Here is a 19,182-nt window from a genome sequence, read left to right as displayed (position 1 = left end):
CGAACCCGCTTTCCAAGGACACTCTCATGAAGCTGCTCTCTTTCATCGTCGACAGCCGCGCCTCTTTCGGGGCCGTCAAGGACAACGGCGTCGTCGACCTCGGCGCGCGCATGGCAGGCTGCACGACACTGCGGCAGCTGCTCGAAGCCGGTCGCGTCGCCGAGGCGGCAAAGCTCGTCGCGTCGGCCGCGCCCGATCATGCCCTCGACAAGGTCAGCTTCGCGCCCGTCATCCCCGATCCCGGCAAGATCATCTGCGTCGGCCTGAACTATCGCGACCATGTCGCTGAAACCGGACGTATCGTAACCGAGAAGCCCGCACTCTTCGTTCGCTTTCCCTGCAGCCAGGTCGGCCATCTCCAGCCGATCGTGAAGCCGAAAGTCAGCGACGATTTCGACTATGAGGGCGAGCTTGCGCTCGTCATCGGCAAGCAAGGCCGGCACATCCCCGCGAACCGCGCGCTCGACCACATCGCCGGCTATTCCTGCTACAACGAAGGCAGCGTCCGCGACTGGCAGCGTCACACCAGCCAGTTCCTTTCCGGCAAGACCTTTGCCGAAAGCGGCAGCTTCGGCCCATGGCTGGTGACGGCGGACGAAATTCCCGATCCGTCAAAGCTGACCTTGCAGACCCGGCTCAACGGCACGGTGGTGCAGGACACCACCACCGATCTCCTGATCACCGCCATCCCGGGGCTGATCGCCTACATCTCGACGATCTGCCCGCTGGTCCCCGGCGACGTCATCGTCACGGGCACGCCCGGCGGCGTCGGCGCAAAGCGCACGCCGCCGTTGTGGATGCGCCCCGGCGACACCGTCGAGGTCGAGATCTCCGGCATCGGAACCTTGCGCAACAAGATCATCGCCGAACCGGAGTGACCGCCAACGTCGCTCAATCAAAACGACAACAAAATCAGGAAACGCCATGGCCACTCACCGCACGACCTCCGCCGCTATCCTGCTGATCACGCTGGCGCTCGCAGGCACCGCCGCACGCGCCGAGATCAAAGGCGACGCCATCCGGATCGGCGTCCTCACCGACATGAACGGGATTTTCGCCACCGCCATGGGTCCGGGCTCGGTCGAGGCGGCGCGAATGGCGGCGGCGGAGTTCGGCGGCAAGATCAACGGCAAGCCTATCGAGATTTTGCAGGCCGATCACCAGAACAAGCCGGACCTTGCAGGCTCACTCGCGCGAAAATGGTTCAGCGACGGCGTGCAGGCGATCGCGGACGGTGGCAGCTCGGGCGCGGCGCTCGCGGTGCAGGAGCTGGTGCGCGGCAACGGCAGGATCTTCCTCGTCTCCGGCGCCGGCGCCAACCAGCTCACGGATGAGGCCTGCGCGCCGACCAGCGTGCAATGGACCCAGGACGCCTACTCCACCGCGACTGCCGTGGTCTCCGGCATCATGCAGACCAGCAAGGAGCCATGGTTCTTCATCACCGGCGACTACGCCTTCGGTCATTCGATCGAGGCGACCGCGCGCGCCCGCATCACCGAGCTCGGCGGCAAGGTTGCTGGCGGCGTTAAAGCCCAGCTCGGCACGCCCGACTACAGCTCGTTCCTGCTCCAGGCGCAGTCCTCGGGCGCAAAGGTCCTGGCGATCAACGTCGCCGGCGACAACGCCACCGCGATCAAGCAGGCCGAAGAATTCGGGCTCGCCGCGCAGGGCATGAAGATCGTGCCGATGTCGTTCCAGAATGTCGACATCGAAGCGGTCGGCCTGAAGGCCACGCGCGGCGACCTTATCGTGACCTCGTTCTTCGAGGATATCTCGCCGGCGGCGCGGAAATTTTCCGATGCGTTCTATGCGCGCCGCAAGGCGATGCCCTCACAGATCCAGGCCGGGGTTTATTCCGCCGTACGCCACTATCTGCAGGCCATCAAGGACACCGATACGGACGACAGCGCGATCGTGATGGCCAAGATGAAGGCGACGCCAGTGTCGGATGCCTACACCACCAACGGCCGCATCCGCGAGGACCAGCGCATGGTGCACGATCTCTATCTGGTCCAGGTCAAGACGCCGGAAGAGTCGAAAGGCCCGTGGGATTTCGTCAAGCTGGTCGCGACGATCCCGCCCGACCAGGCCTTCCGCCCGCTCGACCGCAGCAAGTGCAGCCTAGTCGGCAAGTAAAGCGTTTTCAAGCGAAGTGGATACCGGTTCGCGTTAAGAAAACGCGTCAAAATAGGAATCAACCCTCAGGCGAGATAGCGCGTCAGATAGCCTTCCATCGCGTAGAGCGCGCAGAGCGCCAGGCTCGACCACACCGCGGCGCTGAAATACAGGAACATCCAGGTCAGCTCGCCCTTCCAGTGCGCGATGTCGTGGGTCACCACCCAGCGGGTCGAGACGTCATGCAGGCCTTCGAGGAAGCCCAGGAACCTGCCGCCCTCGGCATGCCCTGCCCGCCAGCGGCTGAGATACATCGGCACGTCGACGGTGACGAGGAAGGCGAGGAAGCAGGCGATGCCGACGATGCCGGCGATCAGAGCCCAGCGCACCACGCCCTGGAATTCCGGCATCAGGCGGCACAGCGCGATGCCGGCGAGGAAGAAGGTCACCGCCCACAGCGAATTCTCGATCGCGTTGTAGAGATAGTTGGTGGTCACGACCGCGTACCACGAGAAACACTCCGCGATGATGATCACGGGCACGATCACCCACGCGATGTTCACGGCCGTCTCGGCACCCGTCATGGTGCCGAGCTGATGCAGGATCACCGCCCATTGCGCGGCGAAGCAGACTTCGGCCACCGTCGCGACCGAGCGGCCGACAAAGACGCTCGAGAGCCAGGTGTCGAACAGGCAGATGCGCTGCACGTCGGCGCGCGGCAGGAACGAGCGGAAGGCGCAGCCGAACACATACCCCGCGCAGAGCAGGAACATCAGCCCGATGTCGGAGCCGCCGCCGACGCTGCCCGCAACCGTCGGGTAGAACTCGCGATACAGCATGAACCAGACGAGGATGTTGGCGCTGCTGACGAGCGTGAGCGACCCCCACCACCACGCGAGGGGATTTGACCGCGCCTGCCACTGCAACATGAATCGCTCCGCTGTAATCGACGTGACATCTATTCGTAATAATCCTGTCACAGGACGCCATGGAATCACGACAAAAATCTGTGTGCGGCTCCGCTCGCGCGCGTCTTTTTTGCCCGCGGTAACGACGGAGAGCGCGTCCACATATTGGACGTAAGAGGCAAAATTGTCGAATATATTGGACAAGCCAGCGGAGCGGGTCCATTAAAACTCCCATGGCTCGAACCGCGTCCAAACCGCCTCCCGCCTCCTCATCCGCCGCCGCGGTGCTGGCTTCGAGCGCGGATGACGCCGCGTTCGCGACGACGCTGGCAAAGGGCCTCGTGGTGCTCGAGGCGTTCAAGGCCGGAACGACGCAGCTCGGCAACATGGAGCTGTCGACGCTGACGGGGATTCCGCGGCCGACGGTGGCACGGCTGACGCATACGCTCGCCGAGCTCGGCTACCTCCGCTACGACGCCGAACGTGCGAAATACCGCGTCGGGGCACGCGCCCTGCGGATGGCGCATCCGCTGCTTGCCGACATGCAGTTCCGCCAGGTCGCGCGCCCGATGATGATGGAGCTGGCGCAGAGCGTGCGCGGCACGGTCTCGATCGGCCTGCTGGACGGCACGTCGATGATCTATGTCGAGACCGCGCGCTCCGGCGATGTCGGCCCGCACGTCCCCGACATCGGCATGCCCATTCCCGTAGTGATGACGGCAATGGGCCGCGCCGCGGCGGCGACCTTGCCGCCGGCCGATGCAGTGCTGCTCGAACAGCAGATCGCAAGCGAGGATGCCGAGCTGTGGTCGGCCTTTCGCGACAGATATCGCGCCGGCCTTGCACAATGCGCCAGCCGCGGCTTCTGCACCTGCTGGGGCGAGTACATGGCCTCGATCCACGCCGTCGCCGCGCCGCTGTTTCATGCAGATGAGACGAGGCGGTCGTTCTCCATCAATTGCGGCATTCCGGCGTTCCGGCTCCAGCCCGGCCAATTGGAGGCCGAGATCGGCCCGCGCATCGCCGCGCTCGCCGACAGTATCCGCGCCATCGTCGGCGCGGCAGGGCCGGCGGCCGAGACACAAAAGCAAAACAAGAAGAGGGCCAGGAAATGAACAAGACAACTGGCGCTCCACCACCGGGAGGCCAACATGACCGTCACACGCCGAACATTGCTGGGCACCCTCGCCCTTGCCCTGTCCGGGCTTCCAGTCTCCGCGCGCGCTGAGGACGTTTGGCCGTCGCACATGGTGCGGCTGATCTCGCCCTATGGGCCCGGCGGCTCCAACGACATCTCGCTGCGTCTGCTCGCCGAAGAGTTCGGCCGCAGCCTGCACCAGCAATTCATCGTCGAGAACAAGCCGGGCGCCGGCACGCGCATTGCGAACGATCTCGTCGCGCATGCGCCGGGCGACGGCTACACCATTCTCTATGTCGCGGCCCCCTATGCCACCGCCGAGGCGCTGTTCGGCAAGCTGACCTATGATCGCAAGGATCTTCGGCCGGTCGCGATGGCGGTGATCGCGCCGCTGTTCCTGATCATCAGCGCGGAAGCGCCGTTCAAGACGCTGCCGGACCTGATCGCCTACGGCAAATCGAAGCCGGACGGACTGACCTTCGCCTCACCCGGCGCCGGCTCGCAGCCGCATCTTGCCGGCGAGCTCCTGTTCAGGGATGCCGGCGTCAAGGGTCTCAACATCCCGTTCCGCGGTGACGCGGCGTCCTACACCGAGCTGCTCGCCGGCCGCGTCGATGCCACGCTGACCGCACTCCCGACGGCGCTGCCCTACATCCAGAGCGGCAAGTTCGCCGTGCTCGGCGTCGCCTCAAGCGAGCGCAGCCCGCTCTATCCGCAGGCTCCGACGCTGCGCGAGCAAGGCTTTCCCAACGTGATCGCCGCCGGCTGGTTCGGCTTCATGGCGCCGGCCACAACGCCGCAGCCGATCGTCGACAAGCTGCAGACCGAAGTCTCGCGCGTGCTCGCCGACCCCGCCGTGAAGGACAAGCTCACCGCCCAGGGCCTGGAAGTGCGCACCGGCACCGCCGCCGAATTCGGCCAGTTCATCGACAGCGAGACCCAGAGGTGGGCCGGATTGATCCGCGAGGCCGGGCTGAAGGGGGAGTGACAGCCGAGGTGGACGAGTGAGGGGCGCCATCGACCTCCTCTCGTCATGGCCGGGCTTGTCCCGGCCATCCACGCCTGACCGCGCGGCACGTAGAACGTGGATGCCCGGGCCTTCGCCTCGCCGGAGCGGCTTCGGCCGCGCAGGCGGGACAAGCCCGGGCATGACGACTGACGGTGCAGCTACCTCTTCAACGCGCCCACATAAGCCGCGAGCTTGTCCAGCGTCTGGTAGCCGTATTCGACGGCGCCGAAGCTGATCATGCCATCGCGCTGCTCCGTGCTCGAGGCCAGTTGCCGCATCATCAGCACGGTCTTGCCGTTGCTCTGCTCGGCGAAGGTGACGGTGAAGCGAAACATGCCGGGATCGTCGTCCCCGTCGACGCCATGGTCCATCTCCATCAAGGACGGCCGCTCGATGCGCCGAAAGCGCATGCGGTTCGGATAGACGGTGCCGTCGGGGCCGATCATGTTGAAGCGCCAGACGCCGCCCACCCGCACGTCGATCTCGAAGGTCTCGATCTTGAAACCCTTGGGCCCGAACCATTGCGGCAGGTGCTTCGGATCGGACCACGCCTCGAACACCAGATCGCGCGGCGCGTCGATCACGCGCGACATCACGATCTCGCGGTCGAGCGACCATTGCGACAAAGCGGGATTGGCAGAATTCGTCATCACTCAGAACCTTTCCGTTTGGTTGTTCGGGACGGCCGCTTGACGGCCGCCCTCTCCTTCTCTTTCTTGAGCTTCATCACGTAAGCCTCGAACCGGTCGAGGCGCGCCTCCCAGATCGCGCGCTGCTGCTGGAACCAGTCCTCCGCGCCGACGAGCGCGTCCGGGCTGAGGCGGCAGGTGCGCACGCGGCCGGATTTCTCCGACAGGACGAGCCCGCTCGTCTCCAGCACATGGACGTGCTTCATGAAGCTCGGCAGCGCCATCTCGAACGGCTCGGCGAGCTCGCCGACCGAGGCCTCGCCGGCGCATAGCCGCATCACGATCGCCCGCCGTGTCGGGTCGGCGAGCGCGGAAAAAATCTGGTCCAGTCGAGACAATTGGTTAGCCATGAAGCTAACTATAGACCCGTCGCGAACCCGCGTCAATATTTGTTAGCCGACAAGCTAAGTAAAATCCGTCGTCGACGCGGCCGTGCGCTGGATAGGCGGCTAGAAGGTTCGCTACGGAACTTCCAACGCGCGATTGTGAATTGAGGCGGGACGCGGTTTGCAGGTACGACTGGCGCCGGGGGCGTCGGCAATCTGTTCATCAAGCGCGTGTCCTCTCTTGTCACCTTACGATCTCTTTCGATCAGCCGGCGCGGCTTCGCCAGGGCGGCCCTGCTTCCGCTCGCAATCGGCCTCATCAGGCCGCGCGAGGCGGCTGCGGATTCCGACATGATCGCGCAGATGCGCGACATCGTCGCCAATGAGCTGGCGCCGACCGCGACGCCGGACCAACCGGGCGGCCTCGCCGCCGCGCTCTATGCCGGCCGCCATGTCGAGTTCTTCAACTACGGCTTTGCCGACGACACCATGCGACGGCCGGTCACGTCGGACACGTTGTTCAACCTCGGCTCGCTGCGCAAGCCGTTCGAGGCGACGCTGGTCGCGCTCGGCACGCTCCGGGGCGAGCTGCGGCTCGACGACCGCCTGCCGAAATACCTGCCCGAGCTCACCGGCGACTCTATCCGCCGCGTCACCGTCGGCGAACTCGTCACGCACACGTCGGGACTGCTGCTGCCGACCGACCACCCGCCCTGGCCGAACGAGGAGTTCTCGCGCGCACAGTTCATCGAGATGCTCAACGCCTGGAGACCGCAGTCTGGCGAGGCGCCCGGCAAGCAGCGCATCTACAGCCATGCCGGCTATGTGCTGCTCCAGCTCGTGCTCGAACGCTGTTACGGCACGCCGATCGCAACCCAGCTCGAACAGCGCATCTTCAAGCCGCTCGGTATGACCGCGACCTCGGTGCCCGTACGCGGCGAGGACAACCGTGCCGTCATGGATGCAGCGTGGATGCAGCGGGTCGTCCAGGGCTATTCGGATCAGGGCATGGCGATCGGCCCGCCCGGCAACCAGCAGAGCTATTTCGATTTCCCCGGCACCGGCCAGATATTCTCTTCGCCGCGGGATCTTTCGACCTTCGTTGCGGCCTGCGTCGATGGCCACTCGGTCGACCCGCATTTGCGCGAGGCGCTGAGGATGACGCAGCACGAGACCTTCCGCGTCGACGAGAAATTCGGGCAAGGCATGGCGTGGGAGACGGTGCATCTTCCCGAGGCCACCGTCGTCGACAAGCCGGGCGGCCTCAACAACGCCTCCGGCTATCTCGGCCTCGTGCCGGCGCGGCGGATCGGCATCGTGCTGCTGGCCAATCGCGGCGAATATCCGCACGAGATCGCGCGCTACAGGATCCTGCCCGCGCTGGCGAAGCTCGTGGCCTCGCACTGAAGCCGGCCCTCGAAACAGAAAGCCCCGGCTGAGCCGGGGCTTTCCACGCCAGATTCGGAACGGGATGAAGCTCAGTATCTGGCGACGACTGGTCCGCCGAACTTGTAGTTCACGCCGACGCGCACGATGTTCGACTTGAGATCGACCGAGTGGGTGTAGACGTTGCTCGGAAATGCGATGGCCGGCACGAAGGCAGCAAGGTTCGTGCTGGTCGCGCTGGCGCGTCCGAGATCGACATAGAGATATTCGGCCTTGAGCGACCAGCCGCCGCCGAACGCATATTCGGTGCCCACGCCCGCGGTCCAGCCGAGACGCGTGTCGCGGATCGCGCTCGACTCGGTTGCTCCCGCAAACGTGTCGGTGAAGTTGAAATTGCCCTTGACCTCCGCGATCGCGGCGCCGCCCGTGGCGTAGAGCAGCCAGGTCGGAGCGGCCAGGAAGCCGATACGGCCGCGGATGGTCGCGAGCCAGTCGGCCGAGACCGACGACGACACCGTAAAGCCGGTCGGCGCGCAGCAGGGATAAAGCGCCGAACCGGTCGCACTGCCCTTGAAGCCGAAATAGTTGATGTCGCCTTCGAGGCCGAGCACGGCATGGTTGACCTGCCAGTTGTAGCCGGCGGTGAAGCCGCCGGTCACGCTGGAGCTGTTGATGCCCTGGGCGCCGACCGTGTTGATGGCGGGAACGCTGCTGGCGGCGAAATAGCCCGTCGGAGAAAACACGGTCGAGGTGCTGGGATCGGAGCTGCCCCACTGCCCGCCGACATTGCCGCCGACGTAAAATCCGGTCCAGTTGTAGGCCGGCGCCATCATCGGCGCCTTGGTGTAATGCGCCGCGAGGTCGGCCGCCTGCACCGATGCGGTGCCCAAAACAACCGAAGCGACCGCCAGCAAAAACTTCTTCATTCTAGTCTCCTTGCCCACGCGATCAGCTCGCGTTTCGAATGCGCGCGGGCGGAAGGCATCCGGCGCAGATCGGGCATAGGCCGCCGGCCCCATGCCGTCTTGGGCTGCGGCGAAGTTCATAGGGACTGTGACGTAGTGTGCGCCCCACGTCGTGCGAACGGACGAGGAGTGTGACCCAAGAGCCACGCCTCGCTCTTCATCCGCGGCGCGCTACGCGCGCCGGTGTCGCATCACGACAAGGCGGCGCGAGCGCGATTCGAATCTGTCGGCGTCAGACCGAGCGCGTCAGCCCACCGTCCACACGGATGTTCTGGCCGGTGATGTAGGCTGCGCCGTCGGACGCCAGGAACGCGATCGTCGCCGCGATCTCCTCGACCTTGCCGTAGCGCTTCATCGGCACGCTGTCGCGGCGCGCATCTAACTGCGGCAGGCTGTCGATCCAGCCCGGCAGAACGTTGTTCATGCGGATGTTGTCGGCGGCATGGGTGTCGGTGAAGATCTTGGTGAAGGCGGCAAGGCCTGCGCGGAACACCGCCGATGTCGGAAACATCGCGCTCGGCTCGAATGCCCAGGCGGTCGAGATATTGATGATGGCGCCAGCCTTCTGTGCCTGCATCACCGGCGTCACCAACCGGGTCGGCCGGATCACGTTGAGCAGATATGTATCGAGGCCGGTGTGCCACTGCTCGTCGGTAATCTCCGTGATCGGCGCGCGCGGCCCGTGGCCCGCACTGTTGACGAGCACGTCGATACGCCCCCACTTCGCCATCGCGCCGTCGACGAGACGCTTCAGATCTTCATTCGACTTGTTGGAGCCGGTGACGCCAAGCCCGCCGAGCTCGGCCGCCAGCGCCTCGCCCTTGCCGGAGGACGACAGGATCGCGACGCGGAAGCCGTCGGCCGCGAGCCGCCGCGCAGCCCCTGCCCCCATGCCGCTGCCGCCGGCGGTGACGAGTGCGACTTTCTCTGCTGCCATGACTGATCATCCCTGTCTTGAGGCGAGCCGCGGGCCCGGCCTATCATGAGGCCTTCTACCGCCAGACTTGCCGGCAGGTCCACCGTCGAAGGCATCCGTCATGAGCGATTTGCAGATCCGCAATTTGCGCCCCGAGGAGATCTCGATCGCCGTCGACTGGGCCGCGGCCGAGGGCTGGAATCCGGGCCTCGCCGACGCCGCCTGCTTCGCCATCCCCGACGCGCAAGCCTTCTTCGTCGGCGAGATCGACGGCGAGCCGGTCGCGACGGTCTCCTGTGTCAACTACGACGACCGCTTCGCCTTTCTCGGGTTCTACATCGTGCGTGAAAGTTTTCGCGGTTCCGGCCACGGCCTGCGCATCTGGAACGCGGCGATCGCGCATGCGCAGCCCCGCGTCATCGGGCTCGACGGCGTCGTGGCGCAGCAGGACAACTACAGAAAGTCCGGCTTCCAGCTTGCCTACGCCAATATCCGCTATGGCGGCAGCCTCACCCCGCCGCCGGCGCCTGCCGATATCATCGCGCTCGACAGAGTTCCGTTCGCGCTCGTTGAAGCCGACGATGCCACGGTGTTCCCAGCGCGGCGCAGCGCCTTCCTGCGCGCCTGGATCAACACATCAGGACATGTCGGCCGCGCGCTGTTGCGTGATGGCAAGCTTGCCGCATGGGGCGTGATCCGCCGGTGCCGGAGCGGCCACAAGATCGGCCCGCTCGTCGCCGATGATCGCGCCGCCGCGGAGAAGGTCGTGCAGGCCCTGCTTGCAAGTGCGGGCGGCGGCGAAGTCTTCCTCGATGTCCCCGCCGTCAATCGCGAGGCCATCGCGCTCGCGGAACAGCTCGGCCTCAAGCCGGTGTTCGAGACGGCGCGGATGTACACGGGGCCGATCGCGCCGCTGCGGATCGACCGCGTCTTCGGCGTGACCAGCTTTGAGCTGGGCTAGTAGCAGCGCATGATGTTGACGGTGTGCTCGCCGCCGCCGCGGCCGGGCACCGTCACCTGCTCCGTCGGGCAGCTCGGCACGTAGGGCCGGTCGGACGGCACCACGTTCGGCGGGAAGCGATGCGTCCAGTCCCAGGGAACGTCATAGGTATAGGTGTAGCGCACGTCGTTGGAGAGCGGCTGCCCGGCGTCGGCGAAGGGCTGGCCGTAGCCCGCGCCGTCGTAGAAGAACCCGCCGCCACCCGGCCAATAGACCCACGGCGTATTGCGGCCGCGGAACCGGGCACCCGGCGCGATCGGCGGACGCATTGCCGCGGCCGGCGGCGCCGCAGCGAGCCCATGCGCAGCAACGCCGCCGGGCCTTGAAAAACTGTCGCTGGAAGAAAGGAGCAGCGCGGCTGCGCTGAGCGAGGCGAGCAGCGCCCCATATGATCTGGACATCATGATACGCACCAACTCGTTTGGCTTCGGCGGCTCCCCACCACACGCTAGGCCGGGCTGTCGCCCACCCGCAAACGTATAATTAATTGTTGGTTAAGACACGGGATTAACGGGGAACAAGGTGCGGCAGAACGCCCGGAAGTCCCGGCCTGTTTCAGCGACGTCGTTCCGGCCAACGCGGGTGGCCCGTCGTCCTTTCAGGGACGATGGGCCTCTCTGCGTCAGCAGGACGTGTCAGTGGTCTTGCTGGTGCTTGCGCAGCCAATCGAGCATGTCCTGCGCATTTCCGGTGCCCTGCGTCACGATCGCGGTGTTTCCGCCGCTGCGCCGGTACACCGTGGTGCGCCCGGGCTCTTTCTCGATCCTGACCTCGGCCTGCGCGGGATCGCCGCTTTGCGTGATCGCCGCCGTCCCGTTTTCGTCCTGGACCACCGTGGTGTGACCGTCGCCGGCCCCGGCCGGCGCCATCGCAACCACGCTCATGAATCCTATTCCGGATGCGAGCAGAAGCAACCTCATGTCATCCCTCCATCATCGGCCGAACTGGAAGATCGCCAGCCAGTTGAAACGTCCGAACTGCCTCACCGCTCCCGAGTTCATGTCGCCGATCTGAAGCAGGAGCGCATTGGTGGAATTGCCGATCTGGGTGATGTCGGCGGTGTTGCTGAGGCCGGACTGACCGACCGCCGCGTTGGTGGTGCCGCCCATCTGGATCACGTTGGCATAGTTGCGCGTGCCGTTCTGGATGATGGTCGCATCCACCGTTCCCGATCCGCCGATCTGGATCACCCGCGCGATATTGACGCGGCTGTTCTCCTCGATCGTGACAGGCTGAACGTCGTTGCCGAATTGCACGATCGTCTCGATGCTCACGTTCGGGTTCGTCACGCTGCGCTGGATGGATCCGGCCGACGCCTGCGTCGCCGCGCCGATGGCGGCAAGCAACGCCGCCACGGCCAGAACCCGCTTCGAGACCTCTCTGCCGCTCCGCATCGCGCTTCCCCGCTGGTTCCCGACGCCGATGAGTTCGCGCGTCTTTACGGACCGGTCTGGACGATCGTCGACGTATTGACCGTGCTGAACTGCGCCACCGTGCCCGTGTTCATGGCGCCGAGCTGCGACACGAGACTGGTCGCCGACTGGCCGGTCTGGCCGACGAAGGCGAAATTGTTCATCCCGGCCTGCCCGACCGACGCCGAATTCGTCCCGCCGAATTGGAGGACGCCCGTGGCATTGTTGGTGCCGTTCTGGACAACGGTCGCGCTGGTGCTGCCGCCGACCATGAACACGCCCGCCATGTTGAGCTGACTGTTCTGGTTCAGCACGACCGGCGGTCCGCCGACCGACACGATGGTCTTGATGTCGGCGGTCTGGGCGCCGGCTGATCCGGCGCCGGCGCAGCACAAGGCGAACATTGCGGCGCAGCTGCTTGCCAAGAGGCGTTTCGAGAGGCGTTTCGAGAGACGTTTCATGACGTGCCTCACCACTTCAGAATTGCTCACGGAGTCTGCTGGAGAATCGTCGAGCCGTTCAGGATGCCGAGCTGCCCGACGCCGGCCGTATTGTTCGCGCCGATCTGGCCGATCAGGCTCGAATTGGAGCCGCCGACCTGACCGGTCAGCGCCGTGTTGGAGGCCGTCGCCGTGGTGCCGCCCTGCCCGGTCACCGCGGTGTTGACGGTGAGGAGCGAGCCTGTCTGCAAGGTGGTCGCCGTATTGGTCGCACCGAACTGCAACGTCGTGGCGTTGTTGCTGGTCGAGCCCGTCTGCGAGATGAAGGAGCTGTTGGTCGTGCCGAACTGCAGCACGCTGGCCGAGTTGCCGGCCTGGGCATCGACGGTGGTCAGTGCACTGAGCGCGATGGCCGTCGCAACGAGATAGGTGATCCGCATGTCATGTTCCTCCGCGAGAATTGGCCGGACGCGCCGTGACGCATCCGGCCGACGAGATGGTTCAGTGCGCCGTCTGCGAGACGGTGCTCGTGTTGATGCCGAAGCTGAGCTGGCCGACGCTGGCGGAGTTGTTCTGGAGCGCGGGCGGCCCGAACGAATTCTGGGTGATCGCGCTGCCGTTGTTGCCGAAGGCCACCTGGCCGGTGGTCGCCGAGTTCTGCACGCCGGCCTGGTTCACAGTGCTGACGTTGTTGAGCGACGGCGAGCTGGTGCCCTGCATGGTGGACGCACCGTTCAGGATGCCGATCTGGGTCGTCGACGAACTGTCGTTGGTGAGGCCGTTCTGCGTGACGCTCGAACCGTTCACCAAGCCGACCTGCACTGTGGTCGAAGTATTGGCGGCCTGGGCCGCGGAAGACAGAGCGAGCACGGCAACGGAAGCAAAAAACAATTTGCGCATGGAGTATCCCTTTCTGGCCAAGTTGTCTGACTGGTTTCGGATGCTGGTCCTGAATGCGACCGACATCGTGGGATGACTCTGAACCGATCGCGGCGATCGCGACAGACTGCAGTTCATGCTAATCGGTACGGACTAGACGAAGCGCTGAATGTCGCCACGCGCAGCCTCAGGTTTGCGGCTGTCCTGCACCGGTGCGCGCCGTCTCCGCTTCGCGTCCCATGCTGTCGATCAGCCGCGCCACCTCGATCGGCGAACGCAGCTCGAGCTTTCGCATCATCCGGGCGCGATGGACCTTCACCGTCACTTCGCTCACGCCAAGCCTCGCCGCGATCTGCTTGGCGACAAGCCCCTCGGCCATCAGCAGCATGATCTCGCGCTCCCTCGCCGTCAGCGTCTCGATGCGCAGCCGGGCCTCACGCACGGCGTATTCGCGTTCCATCCGCCTGCGGTCGCGCTCGATGCCATGCCTGATCGCATCGAGGATCTCCTGCTCGCGAAAGGGTTTTGGCAGAAACTCGACCGCGCCGCGCTTCATCGCCTCGACCGAGACACGGACGTCTGAGTGGCCGCTGATGAAGACGATCGGAATCGGCACGCCCGTCTCGGCGAGCCGGCGCTGCAGCTCGAGACCGGTCGGCGAGGTCCCGGGAAAGCGAACGTCGAGCACAAGGCACGAAGGCCCGCCAGAAAGTCTCTCCGCGAGAAATTCGTCGGTCGACGCAAACAATCTCACCTGGTGTCCGGTCTCCTCGCAGAGACTTCCAATCGCAGTTCGAATCTGAACCTCGTCGTCAACGACGTAAACGGTGGCTTGACCTGAGCTCATGGCAGACGGACTCCCCGGCTTGGGGCTCGATGAGCAAGCAGCGAGCCATCCATTCTTCTTGCAAGCGAGAACAAGGTGCTTGGTTGAATTCGCGGGGATCGAACGAATGGCGTCGGTCCACCGGTTCGACGTCTTAGGGCCAACACTCCGTGAAGACGAGTGAAGGCGTTCACATATCGGGCTTCGTGATTGCAGAGATTCGATCTCGCCACCGGCGGCATCACGGCGAGGCGCGTTATCGCGAATGAAGCAATCCGACGTCGTCGCCGCGGTATCGCCGACTGCGTCATGGCGTCGCCACCCATACGCCGACTTGAACGCCGGCGACTGGCCGCATCGGCCAGATCATACGGGACGTTCAGTCAGCCTATCGAGTTCGATACCGCGCGCAACCTTTGGCATACGCCGGGTATACATTTCACGCAAATCACGAAAAGTCGCACCCCCGCACTTTACTTCTGGATCGCTCAGCGCACCCGACCGTCGCCCCGGCAACGACGACATACTGACGATCGATATTGCTTTTGACAATTTACAACCATAGCGCGATCTCGCTCCGCGCCGCCAACGAAGCCATTTCAAGCAGGCGAGTTTTTGATATGCGATTTGTGCCAATTATTGCCGTGCTTGGAACTGCATGCGGCCTTGCCGCGGTCTTCGCCGCGGAGCCGGCCGTCATCGCCGGCGCCGCCGGGAGCGCGGCAGACACGGCGGCTCACGCCTACGACTCGACGAAACGGCTGCTCGTGCCCGGCGGGCGCGAAGCTTCGGCCTTCGGGTCGGATGCGCCGATGTTCCGCTATGCCGCGATCCAGCGCGGCAGCATCGAGCAGACCGTCACCGTCACCGGCGCGCTGCAGCCGGTCAAGACGATCGAGGTCGGTTCCCAGCTGTCCGGGCAGCTCGCCCGGGTCTATGTCGACTTCAACGACACCGTCGCCAAGGACCAGCCGCTCGCCCTGATCGATCCGCGCAGCTTCGCGGCCAAGGTCGACGAAGCCAGGGCTTCCCTGGCGGTCGCCAATTCCCTGGTCGACATCGCGCGCGCCAAGCTCGATCGCGCCAGGATCGATCTGCAGAACGCCAGGGGCAGCCGGGACGTGCTCGCCGCCAAGCTCGAGAGCGCGCAAGCCGTCAAGGCCTCGGCGCAGAGGACCCTGCAGCGCAAGCTGGCGCTGCAGTCGCAGAACGTGGTGGCGACGACGACGGTCGACGACGCGCAGACCGAGTTCACAGCACGGCTGGCCCAGGAGCGCGAGGCCGAGGTCCTGATGTCGCTCAATTCCTACTCCGTGGACGGCGCGCAGGCCGACGTCCGCCGGATCGAGGCCGAGCTGCAACAGGCCCGAATGGCGGTGCCGGAGAAGGCGGCCGTTCTCGCCGCGGCCCAGGCCGATCTCGACCGCACCGTGATCCGCTCGCCGATCGACGGCGTCGTCGTCGGCAGGTTCGTCAACGAGGGCCAGACGCTCGCGGTCGGCCTGGAGTCGCGCACCACCTTCGTGGTCGCCCACCGGCTGGAAGACATGGAGATTCACGCCCAGGTCGACGAGGCCGATATCGGCCGCATCGCCTCCGGCCAGCGCGCCCATTTCACGGTGGATGCCTACCCCGACCGCCGCTTCGAGGCCGTGGTGCGGCAGGTGCGCAAGGCGCCGCAGAACCAGCAGCACGTCGTCACCTACACCGTCGTGCTGTCGACCTCCAACCTCGACGGCGCGCTGCTGCCCGGCATGACTGCCCTGGTGAAGATCGTGATCGAGCGGCAGGACGACGTGCTGAAGGTGCCGCTCGCCGCGCTGCGTTTCCAGCCGTCCGGCGCACGTCCGGACCCGACCACCGCGCACAGCGGCGTGTGGGTGCGCACCGCCGGCGGCTCGCTCCGGCGTATTGCGGTGACGGTCGGCGCCTCCGGCACCGAACAGGTCGCACTCAAGAGCGGCGACCTCGTCGAAGGCAGCCAGGTCGCCGTCGGCCAGGCCATCCGGCCGGCAGGCATGGAGTTTCTCGGAATCAGGTTCGGATCATGACCGCCCCCCTGCCCCTCATCAGTCTCCGGTCCGTATCCAGGACCTATCGCACCGACGGGGTCGCAGTGGCCGCGGTGCGCAACGTCAGCTTCGACATCGCACAGGGCGAGATCGTCGCCGTGATGGGACCGTCGGGCTCCGGCAAGTCGACGCTGATGAACATGATCGGGCTGCTCGACCTGCCGAGCGAAGGCGAGGTCCATCTCGAGGGAGCCAATGTCGCCGGGCTCTCGGAAGATCGCCGGTCGTCCCTGCGCGCCCGCAGCATCGGCTTCGTGTTCCAGTCCTACAATCTGCTCGCACGCCATAATGCGATCGAGAACGTCGCACTGCCGCTGGTCTATTGCGGCATCGGTCGCAAGGACCGCCTGGCGCGAGCCGAAGCGAGCCTTCAGGCCGTCGGCATGCTGCACCGGGCTCATCACTTTCCGCGGCAGCTCTCGGGCGGCGAGCAGCAGCGCGTCGCGATCGCGCGTGCACTGATCGCCTCTCCGCTGATCGTGCTCGCCGACGAGCCGACCGGCGCGCTCGACAGCCGCACCGGCGCCGAGATCCTGGCGCTGTTCGCCGCGCTCAACCGGACCGGCCAGACCATCGTGATGATCACGCACGACCCCGGCATCGCGACGCGGTGCCGGCGCACGATCCGCCTGCACGACGGCGAGCTCGTCAGCGACGAGACGCTGGTTCCCCTGCTGCCGAAACGGAGCGCTGCGTCATGACGATGCTCCAGGGCTTTCAGATCGCCCTGCACGCCTTGCGCCTCAATCCATTGCGCAGCTTCCTCACCATGCTCGGCATCGTGATCGGCGTTGCCTCGATCGTGACGGTGTTTGCGATCGGGTCCGGCGCGCAGCTTCGCCTCCAGGAGCAGATCCGCTCGATCGGCGCCAACGTGCTGATGATCACGCCGGGCGCGGTCTATCAGGGCGGCGTGCGGCTCAAGGACGGCAGCAAGCTGACGATGACCGAGAGCGACGTGCAGGCCATCATCGAGCAGATTCCGGAGATCCAGGCCGCGGCCGGCTCGATCGCCGGAACGGCGCAGGTCATCCACGAGAGCAAGAACTGGAATACGACCATCAACGGCACGACGACCGGTCACTTCATGGTGCGCGACTGGCAGCTCGCGGCCGGGCGCTATTTCTCCGGCACCGAAGAGACCGGTGCCGGCAAGGTCGTGATCCTCGGCAGCACCGTCGCGCGCGAGCTGTTCGCGCCCGGCGACGATCCGATCGGCGCGCAGATCAGGATCATGAAGGTGCCGCTCGAAGTGGTCGGCGTGCTCGATCGCAAGGGCCCGGCGCAGGACGACGTCGCTTTCGTCCCCCTCACCACGGCCAAGCTGCGCTTCCTTGGCAGCGCGAGCAACATCAACCGGGATTCGGTCGCCTACATCATCGCCAAGGTGGCCGCGGACAGTCAGATGGCGGGCGCGCGATCGGAGATCGAAAGCCTGCTGCGGCAGCGCCACCGCATCCCCGCCGGCCAGGAGGACGACTTCAAGGTCCAGGATCCGGCCGCCGCCATGGAAGCGCAGCAGGGCGCGATCCGCACCGTGGCGCTCCTGCTCGTCGCCATCGCCTCGGTCTCGCTGCTCGTCGGCGGCATCAGCATCATGAATGTCATGATCGTGTCGGTTACGGAGCGCACGCGGGAGATCGGAATCCGCCGCGCGCTTGGCGGCCGGATGCGGGACATCAGACTCCAGTTCCTCTGCGAGGCACTCGTCCTCTGCCTGCTCGGCGGCGCCATCGGGGTTGCCGGCGGCATCACACTCTCGATGACCGTCGCCCGTATGGCCGGATGGATCACCTCGATCGACGGCGAAGCGATCGGCCTTGCCCTCGTCTTCTCGATCGCGACCGGCCTGATCTTCGGTTTCTACCCCGCCCACAAGGCATCCAGGCTGAGCCCGATCGAGGCGCTCAAGACGGAGTGAGAAGATGCCGGGGGGCTGCCACGTCAACCAGAAGACCAGGGAGGAGCCAGTCATGAGCCCGGATCCGAAGGATTCGATTACACCGACGCCGCGCGAACGTGAGCTGATGATGTTGATCGCGCGAGGCATGCAGAACAAGAACATCGCCTACGAGCTCAAGATCTCGGAGAACACGGTGCGGGCGCATATCGGCAACATCATGCGCAAGTACCGTCTCCAGAACCGGACCCAGATCGCGATCATCTATGCGCTCAAGACGGCCCCGCTCTCGCTGCGGCGCGATCGGACCAGGAGCGGAGCCGACCCGGCGTCCGTCAAGCCGGCACAGGCCCTCGCGCAGACTCCGCGGGTGACGACCGCGCCGGAATAAGTGTCCCGGCCACAACCCCTTGTGCACCCCGTCGGGCAAGACACTCAAGACCGGGGTCAAGCGACCGGCATCAAATAATTCTATTTATTAGAATTCGGATTTTTGTTAGACATTTTTCACTCCGGCCCAAGGAAGAGGGGCGTATCGCGATCGTCACGACACGCGGGCCGGGCAGCGGTGGACGCAGGTTTCACTGGCGCGAAGGCTTCGCAGGGCGGAGAGCCGTGAGCGAAAAGCGTCGCGCGCACGACCGGTGCAGCTTGCGTACGGCAAAATCGTGTGGTCCTGACGCCCGGGGTCTGTGCGTCAAGCCTTGCGGTGATGTTGCGGCCCGACCGGGTACGCGCATCAGCCATCCGCAGGGCGACGGGGGCAATAGTGCATCGCTCCCCGGGGAGCTCACGACATAAGCCGTTCCAACCATCCGCGCAGGGAAGGCCGGGATGTCTCCGGTTGCCCTGTTTCCCGCTGTGCATTGTAGCGCAACCTGCTCTTGGCATAGCGGTCAATGGGAGCCAGCCGGCTCCCGGCCTTCCCTGCGCCCTCTTTCATTGATGAGGGTGAAGTGACAAAGCAGAACTCGGGCGAAACAAGCCGCGAGGATGCGGAGGTGTGTCTGCGGGGTTGTAGGATGGGTAGAGCGAAGCGAAACCCATCACCTTTCGTCTACGGGGAAGCATGATGGGTTTCGCAAGTGCTCTACCCATCCTACGAGCTGCGTCGCGTCCGGGACACGAGGGGGTTGCCGTCCCCCTCCCCATCCCTCTTGCACTAGTAACAGGCCTTGTAACAAAACTGTCATCCAGCAAA

22 protein-coding genes are annotated in these 19,182 nt (G+C 65.3%); 11 read left to right on the top strand and 11 right to left on the bottom strand.

Annotation, left to right across the window (positions count from 1 at the left end; all coding sequences use genetic code 11):
* Positions 1–26 precede the first annotated feature (26 nt).
* Together EI171_RS21335 and EI171_RS21330 are read left to right on the top strand one after the other, a co-directional pair.
* Positions 27–878, top strand: coding sequence for a fumarylacetoacetate hydrolase family protein (locus tag EI171_RS21335; protein WP_161534600.1), 852 nt, complete (start codon positions 27–29; stop codon positions 876–878).
* Positions 879–924: 46 nt separating this feature from the next.
* The gene (locus EI171_RS21330) at positions 925–2,136 is read left to right on the top strand and encodes an ABC transporter substrate-binding protein (RefSeq protein ID WP_161534599.1); all 1,212 of its coding nucleotides are present in this window, start codon (positions 925–927) and stop codon (positions 2,134–2,136) included.
* 65 nt (positions 2,137–2,201) lie between these two features.
* Here EI171_RS21330 and EI171_RS21325 read toward each other — a convergent pair whose 3' ends face one another.
* A complete protein-coding gene (locus EI171_RS21325) occupies positions 2,202–3,044 on the bottom strand; it encodes a hypothetical protein (protein WP_028171453.1) in 843 nt (280 codons plus the stop codon).
* Positions 3,045–3,256: 212 nt separating this feature from the next.
* On the opposite strand from EI171_RS21325, the gene EI171_RS21320 reads away from it, so the two are divergent.
* Positions 3,257–4,138, top strand: a complete 882-nt coding sequence (locus EI171_RS21320) for an IclR family transcriptional regulator (RefSeq protein ID WP_161534598.1) — start codon at positions 3,257–3,259, stop codon at positions 4,136–4,138.
* Positions 4,139–4,174: 36 nt separating this feature from the next.
* Complete coding sequence (locus EI171_RS21315; RefSeq protein ID WP_161534597.1) at positions 4,175–5,149, top strand: tripartite tricarboxylate transporter substrate binding protein; 975 nt, start codon at positions 4,175–4,177, stop codon at positions 5,147–5,149.
* Positions 5,150–5,328: 179 nt separating this feature from the next.
* On the opposite strand, the gene EI171_RS21310 is transcribed toward EI171_RS21315, so the two are convergent.
* A complete protein-coding gene (locus tag EI171_RS21310; RefSeq protein WP_060912555.1) occupies positions 5,329–5,820 on the bottom strand; it encodes an SRPBCC family protein in 492 nt (163 codons plus the stop codon).
* On the bottom strand, positions 5,820–6,209 hold the full coding sequence (locus EI171_RS21305) for a helix-turn-helix transcriptional regulator (protein ID WP_161534596.1): 390 nt from the start codon (positions 6,207–6,209) through the stop codon (positions 5,820–5,822). The genes EI171_RS21310 and EI171_RS21305 overlap by 1 nt, the downstream gene beginning before the upstream one ends.
* A 327-nt stretch (positions 6,210–6,536) precedes the next feature.
* Here EI171_RS21305 and EI171_RS21300 point away from each other — a divergent pair, with 327 nt between their 5' ends.
* Positions 6,537–7,592 (top strand): serine hydrolase, encoded by a 1,056-nt coding sequence (locus EI171_RS21300; protein ID WP_161534595.1) that lies wholly within the window; start codon positions 6,537–6,539, stop codon positions 7,590–7,592.
* A gap of 71 nt (positions 7,593–7,663) precedes the next feature.
* On the opposite strand, the gene EI171_RS21295 is transcribed toward EI171_RS21300, so the two are convergent.
* Positions 7,664–8,497, bottom strand: a complete 834-nt coding sequence (locus EI171_RS21295; RefSeq protein WP_011088049.1) for an outer membrane protein — start codon at positions 8,495–8,497, stop codon at positions 7,664–7,666.
* Between the two features lie 271 nt (positions 8,498–8,768).
* Positions 8,769–9,473 (bottom strand): SDR family oxidoreductase, encoded by a 705-nt coding sequence (locus EI171_RS21290; RefSeq protein ID WP_011088050.1) that lies wholly within the window; start codon positions 9,471–9,473, stop codon positions 8,769–8,771.
* Positions 9,474–9,573: 100 nt separating this feature from the next.
* On the opposite strand from EI171_RS21290, the gene EI171_RS21285 reads away from it, so the two are divergent.
* On the top strand, positions 9,574–10,413 hold the full coding sequence (locus EI171_RS21285) for a GNAT family N-acetyltransferase (protein WP_161534594.1): 840 nt from the start codon (positions 9,574–9,576) through the stop codon (positions 10,411–10,413).
* Here the strand turns inward: EI171_RS21285 and EI171_RS21280 are convergent.
* From EI171_RS21280 to EI171_RS21260, 5 genes are all read right to left on the bottom strand, one after another.
* On the bottom strand, positions 10,410–10,856 hold the full coding sequence (locus EI171_RS21280) for a hypothetical protein (RefSeq protein WP_161534593.1): 447 nt from the start codon (positions 10,854–10,856) through the stop codon (positions 10,410–10,412). The genes EI171_RS21285 and EI171_RS21280 overlap by 4 nt on opposite strands.
* Positions 10,857–11,087: 231 nt before the next feature.
* Positions 11,088–11,372, bottom strand: coding sequence for a hypothetical protein (locus EI171_RS21275; protein ID WP_038967087.1), 285 nt, complete (start codon positions 11,370–11,372; stop codon positions 11,088–11,090).
* A gap of 12 nt (positions 11,373–11,384) precedes the next feature.
* Positions 11,385–11,846, bottom strand: a complete 462-nt coding sequence (locus EI171_RS21270; protein ID WP_011088053.1) for a minor curlin subunit — start codon at positions 11,844–11,846, stop codon at positions 11,385–11,387.
* 44 nt (positions 11,847–11,890) lie between these two features.
* On the bottom strand, positions 11,891–12,325 hold the full coding sequence (locus tag EI171_RS21265) for a curlin (protein ID WP_051000353.1): 435 nt from the start codon (positions 12,323–12,325) through the stop codon (positions 11,891–11,893).
* Between the two features lie 26 nt (positions 12,326–12,351).
* Positions 12,352–12,744: a curlin gene (locus EI171_RS21260; RefSeq protein WP_011088055.1), complete on the bottom strand. Its 393-nt coding sequence runs from the start codon at positions 12,742–12,744 to the stop codon at positions 12,352–12,354.
* Positions 12,745–12,779: 35 nt separating this feature from the next.
* Here EI171_RS21260 and EI171_RS44825 point away from each other — a divergent pair, with 35 nt between their 5' ends.
* Positions 12,780–13,280, top strand: coding sequence for a hypothetical protein (locus EI171_RS44825; RefSeq protein WP_171901290.1), 501 nt, complete (start codon positions 12,780–12,782; stop codon positions 13,278–13,280).
* Positions 13,281–13,370: 90 nt separating this feature from the next.
* Here EI171_RS44825 and EI171_RS21250 read toward each other — a convergent pair whose 3' ends face one another.
* The gene (locus tag EI171_RS21250) at positions 13,371–14,030 is read right to left on the bottom strand and encodes a response regulator transcription factor (RefSeq protein ID WP_011088057.1); all 660 of its coding nucleotides are present in this window, start codon (positions 14,028–14,030) and stop codon (positions 13,371–13,373) included.
* A gap of 599 nt (positions 14,031–14,629) precedes the next feature.
* On the opposite strand from EI171_RS21250, the gene EI171_RS21245 reads away from it, so the two are divergent.
* The 4 genes from EI171_RS21245 to EI171_RS21230 are packed head-to-tail and all read left to right on the top strand — an operon-like array spanning position 14,630 to position 18,372.
* Entirely contained in the window at positions 14,630–16,060 is a 1,431-nt protein-coding gene (locus EI171_RS21245) for an efflux RND transporter periplasmic adaptor subunit (RefSeq protein WP_011088058.1), read from the top strand.
* Positions 16,057–16,782: an ABC transporter ATP-binding protein gene (locus EI171_RS21240; RefSeq protein WP_011088059.1), complete on the top strand. Its 726-nt coding sequence runs from the start codon at positions 16,057–16,059 to the stop codon at positions 16,780–16,782. The genes EI171_RS21245 and EI171_RS21240 overlap by 4 nt, the downstream gene beginning before the upstream one ends.
* Positions 16,779–18,002: an ABC transporter permease gene (locus EI171_RS21235; RefSeq protein WP_011088060.1), complete on the top strand. Its 1,224-nt coding sequence runs from the start codon at positions 16,779–16,781 to the stop codon at positions 18,000–18,002. Before EI171_RS21240 ends, EI171_RS21235 begins: the two co-directional genes overlap by 4 nt.
* Positions 18,003–18,054: 52 nt before the next feature.
* Positions 18,055–18,372, top strand: coding sequence for a response regulator transcription factor (locus EI171_RS21230; protein WP_038967096.1), 318 nt, complete (start codon positions 18,055–18,057; stop codon positions 18,370–18,372).
* The last annotated feature ends 810 nt before the right edge of the window (positions 18,373–19,182 follow it).

Source organism: Bradyrhizobium sp. LCT2, from assembly GCF_009931255.1.
Lineage (GTDB): Bacteria > Pseudomonadota > Alphaproteobacteria > Rhizobiales > Xanthobacteraceae > Bradyrhizobium > Bradyrhizobium diazoefficiens.
The sequence above is the reverse complement of the archived record's forward strand: the minus strand, read 5'-3'. Positions and strand labels throughout refer to the sequence as shown.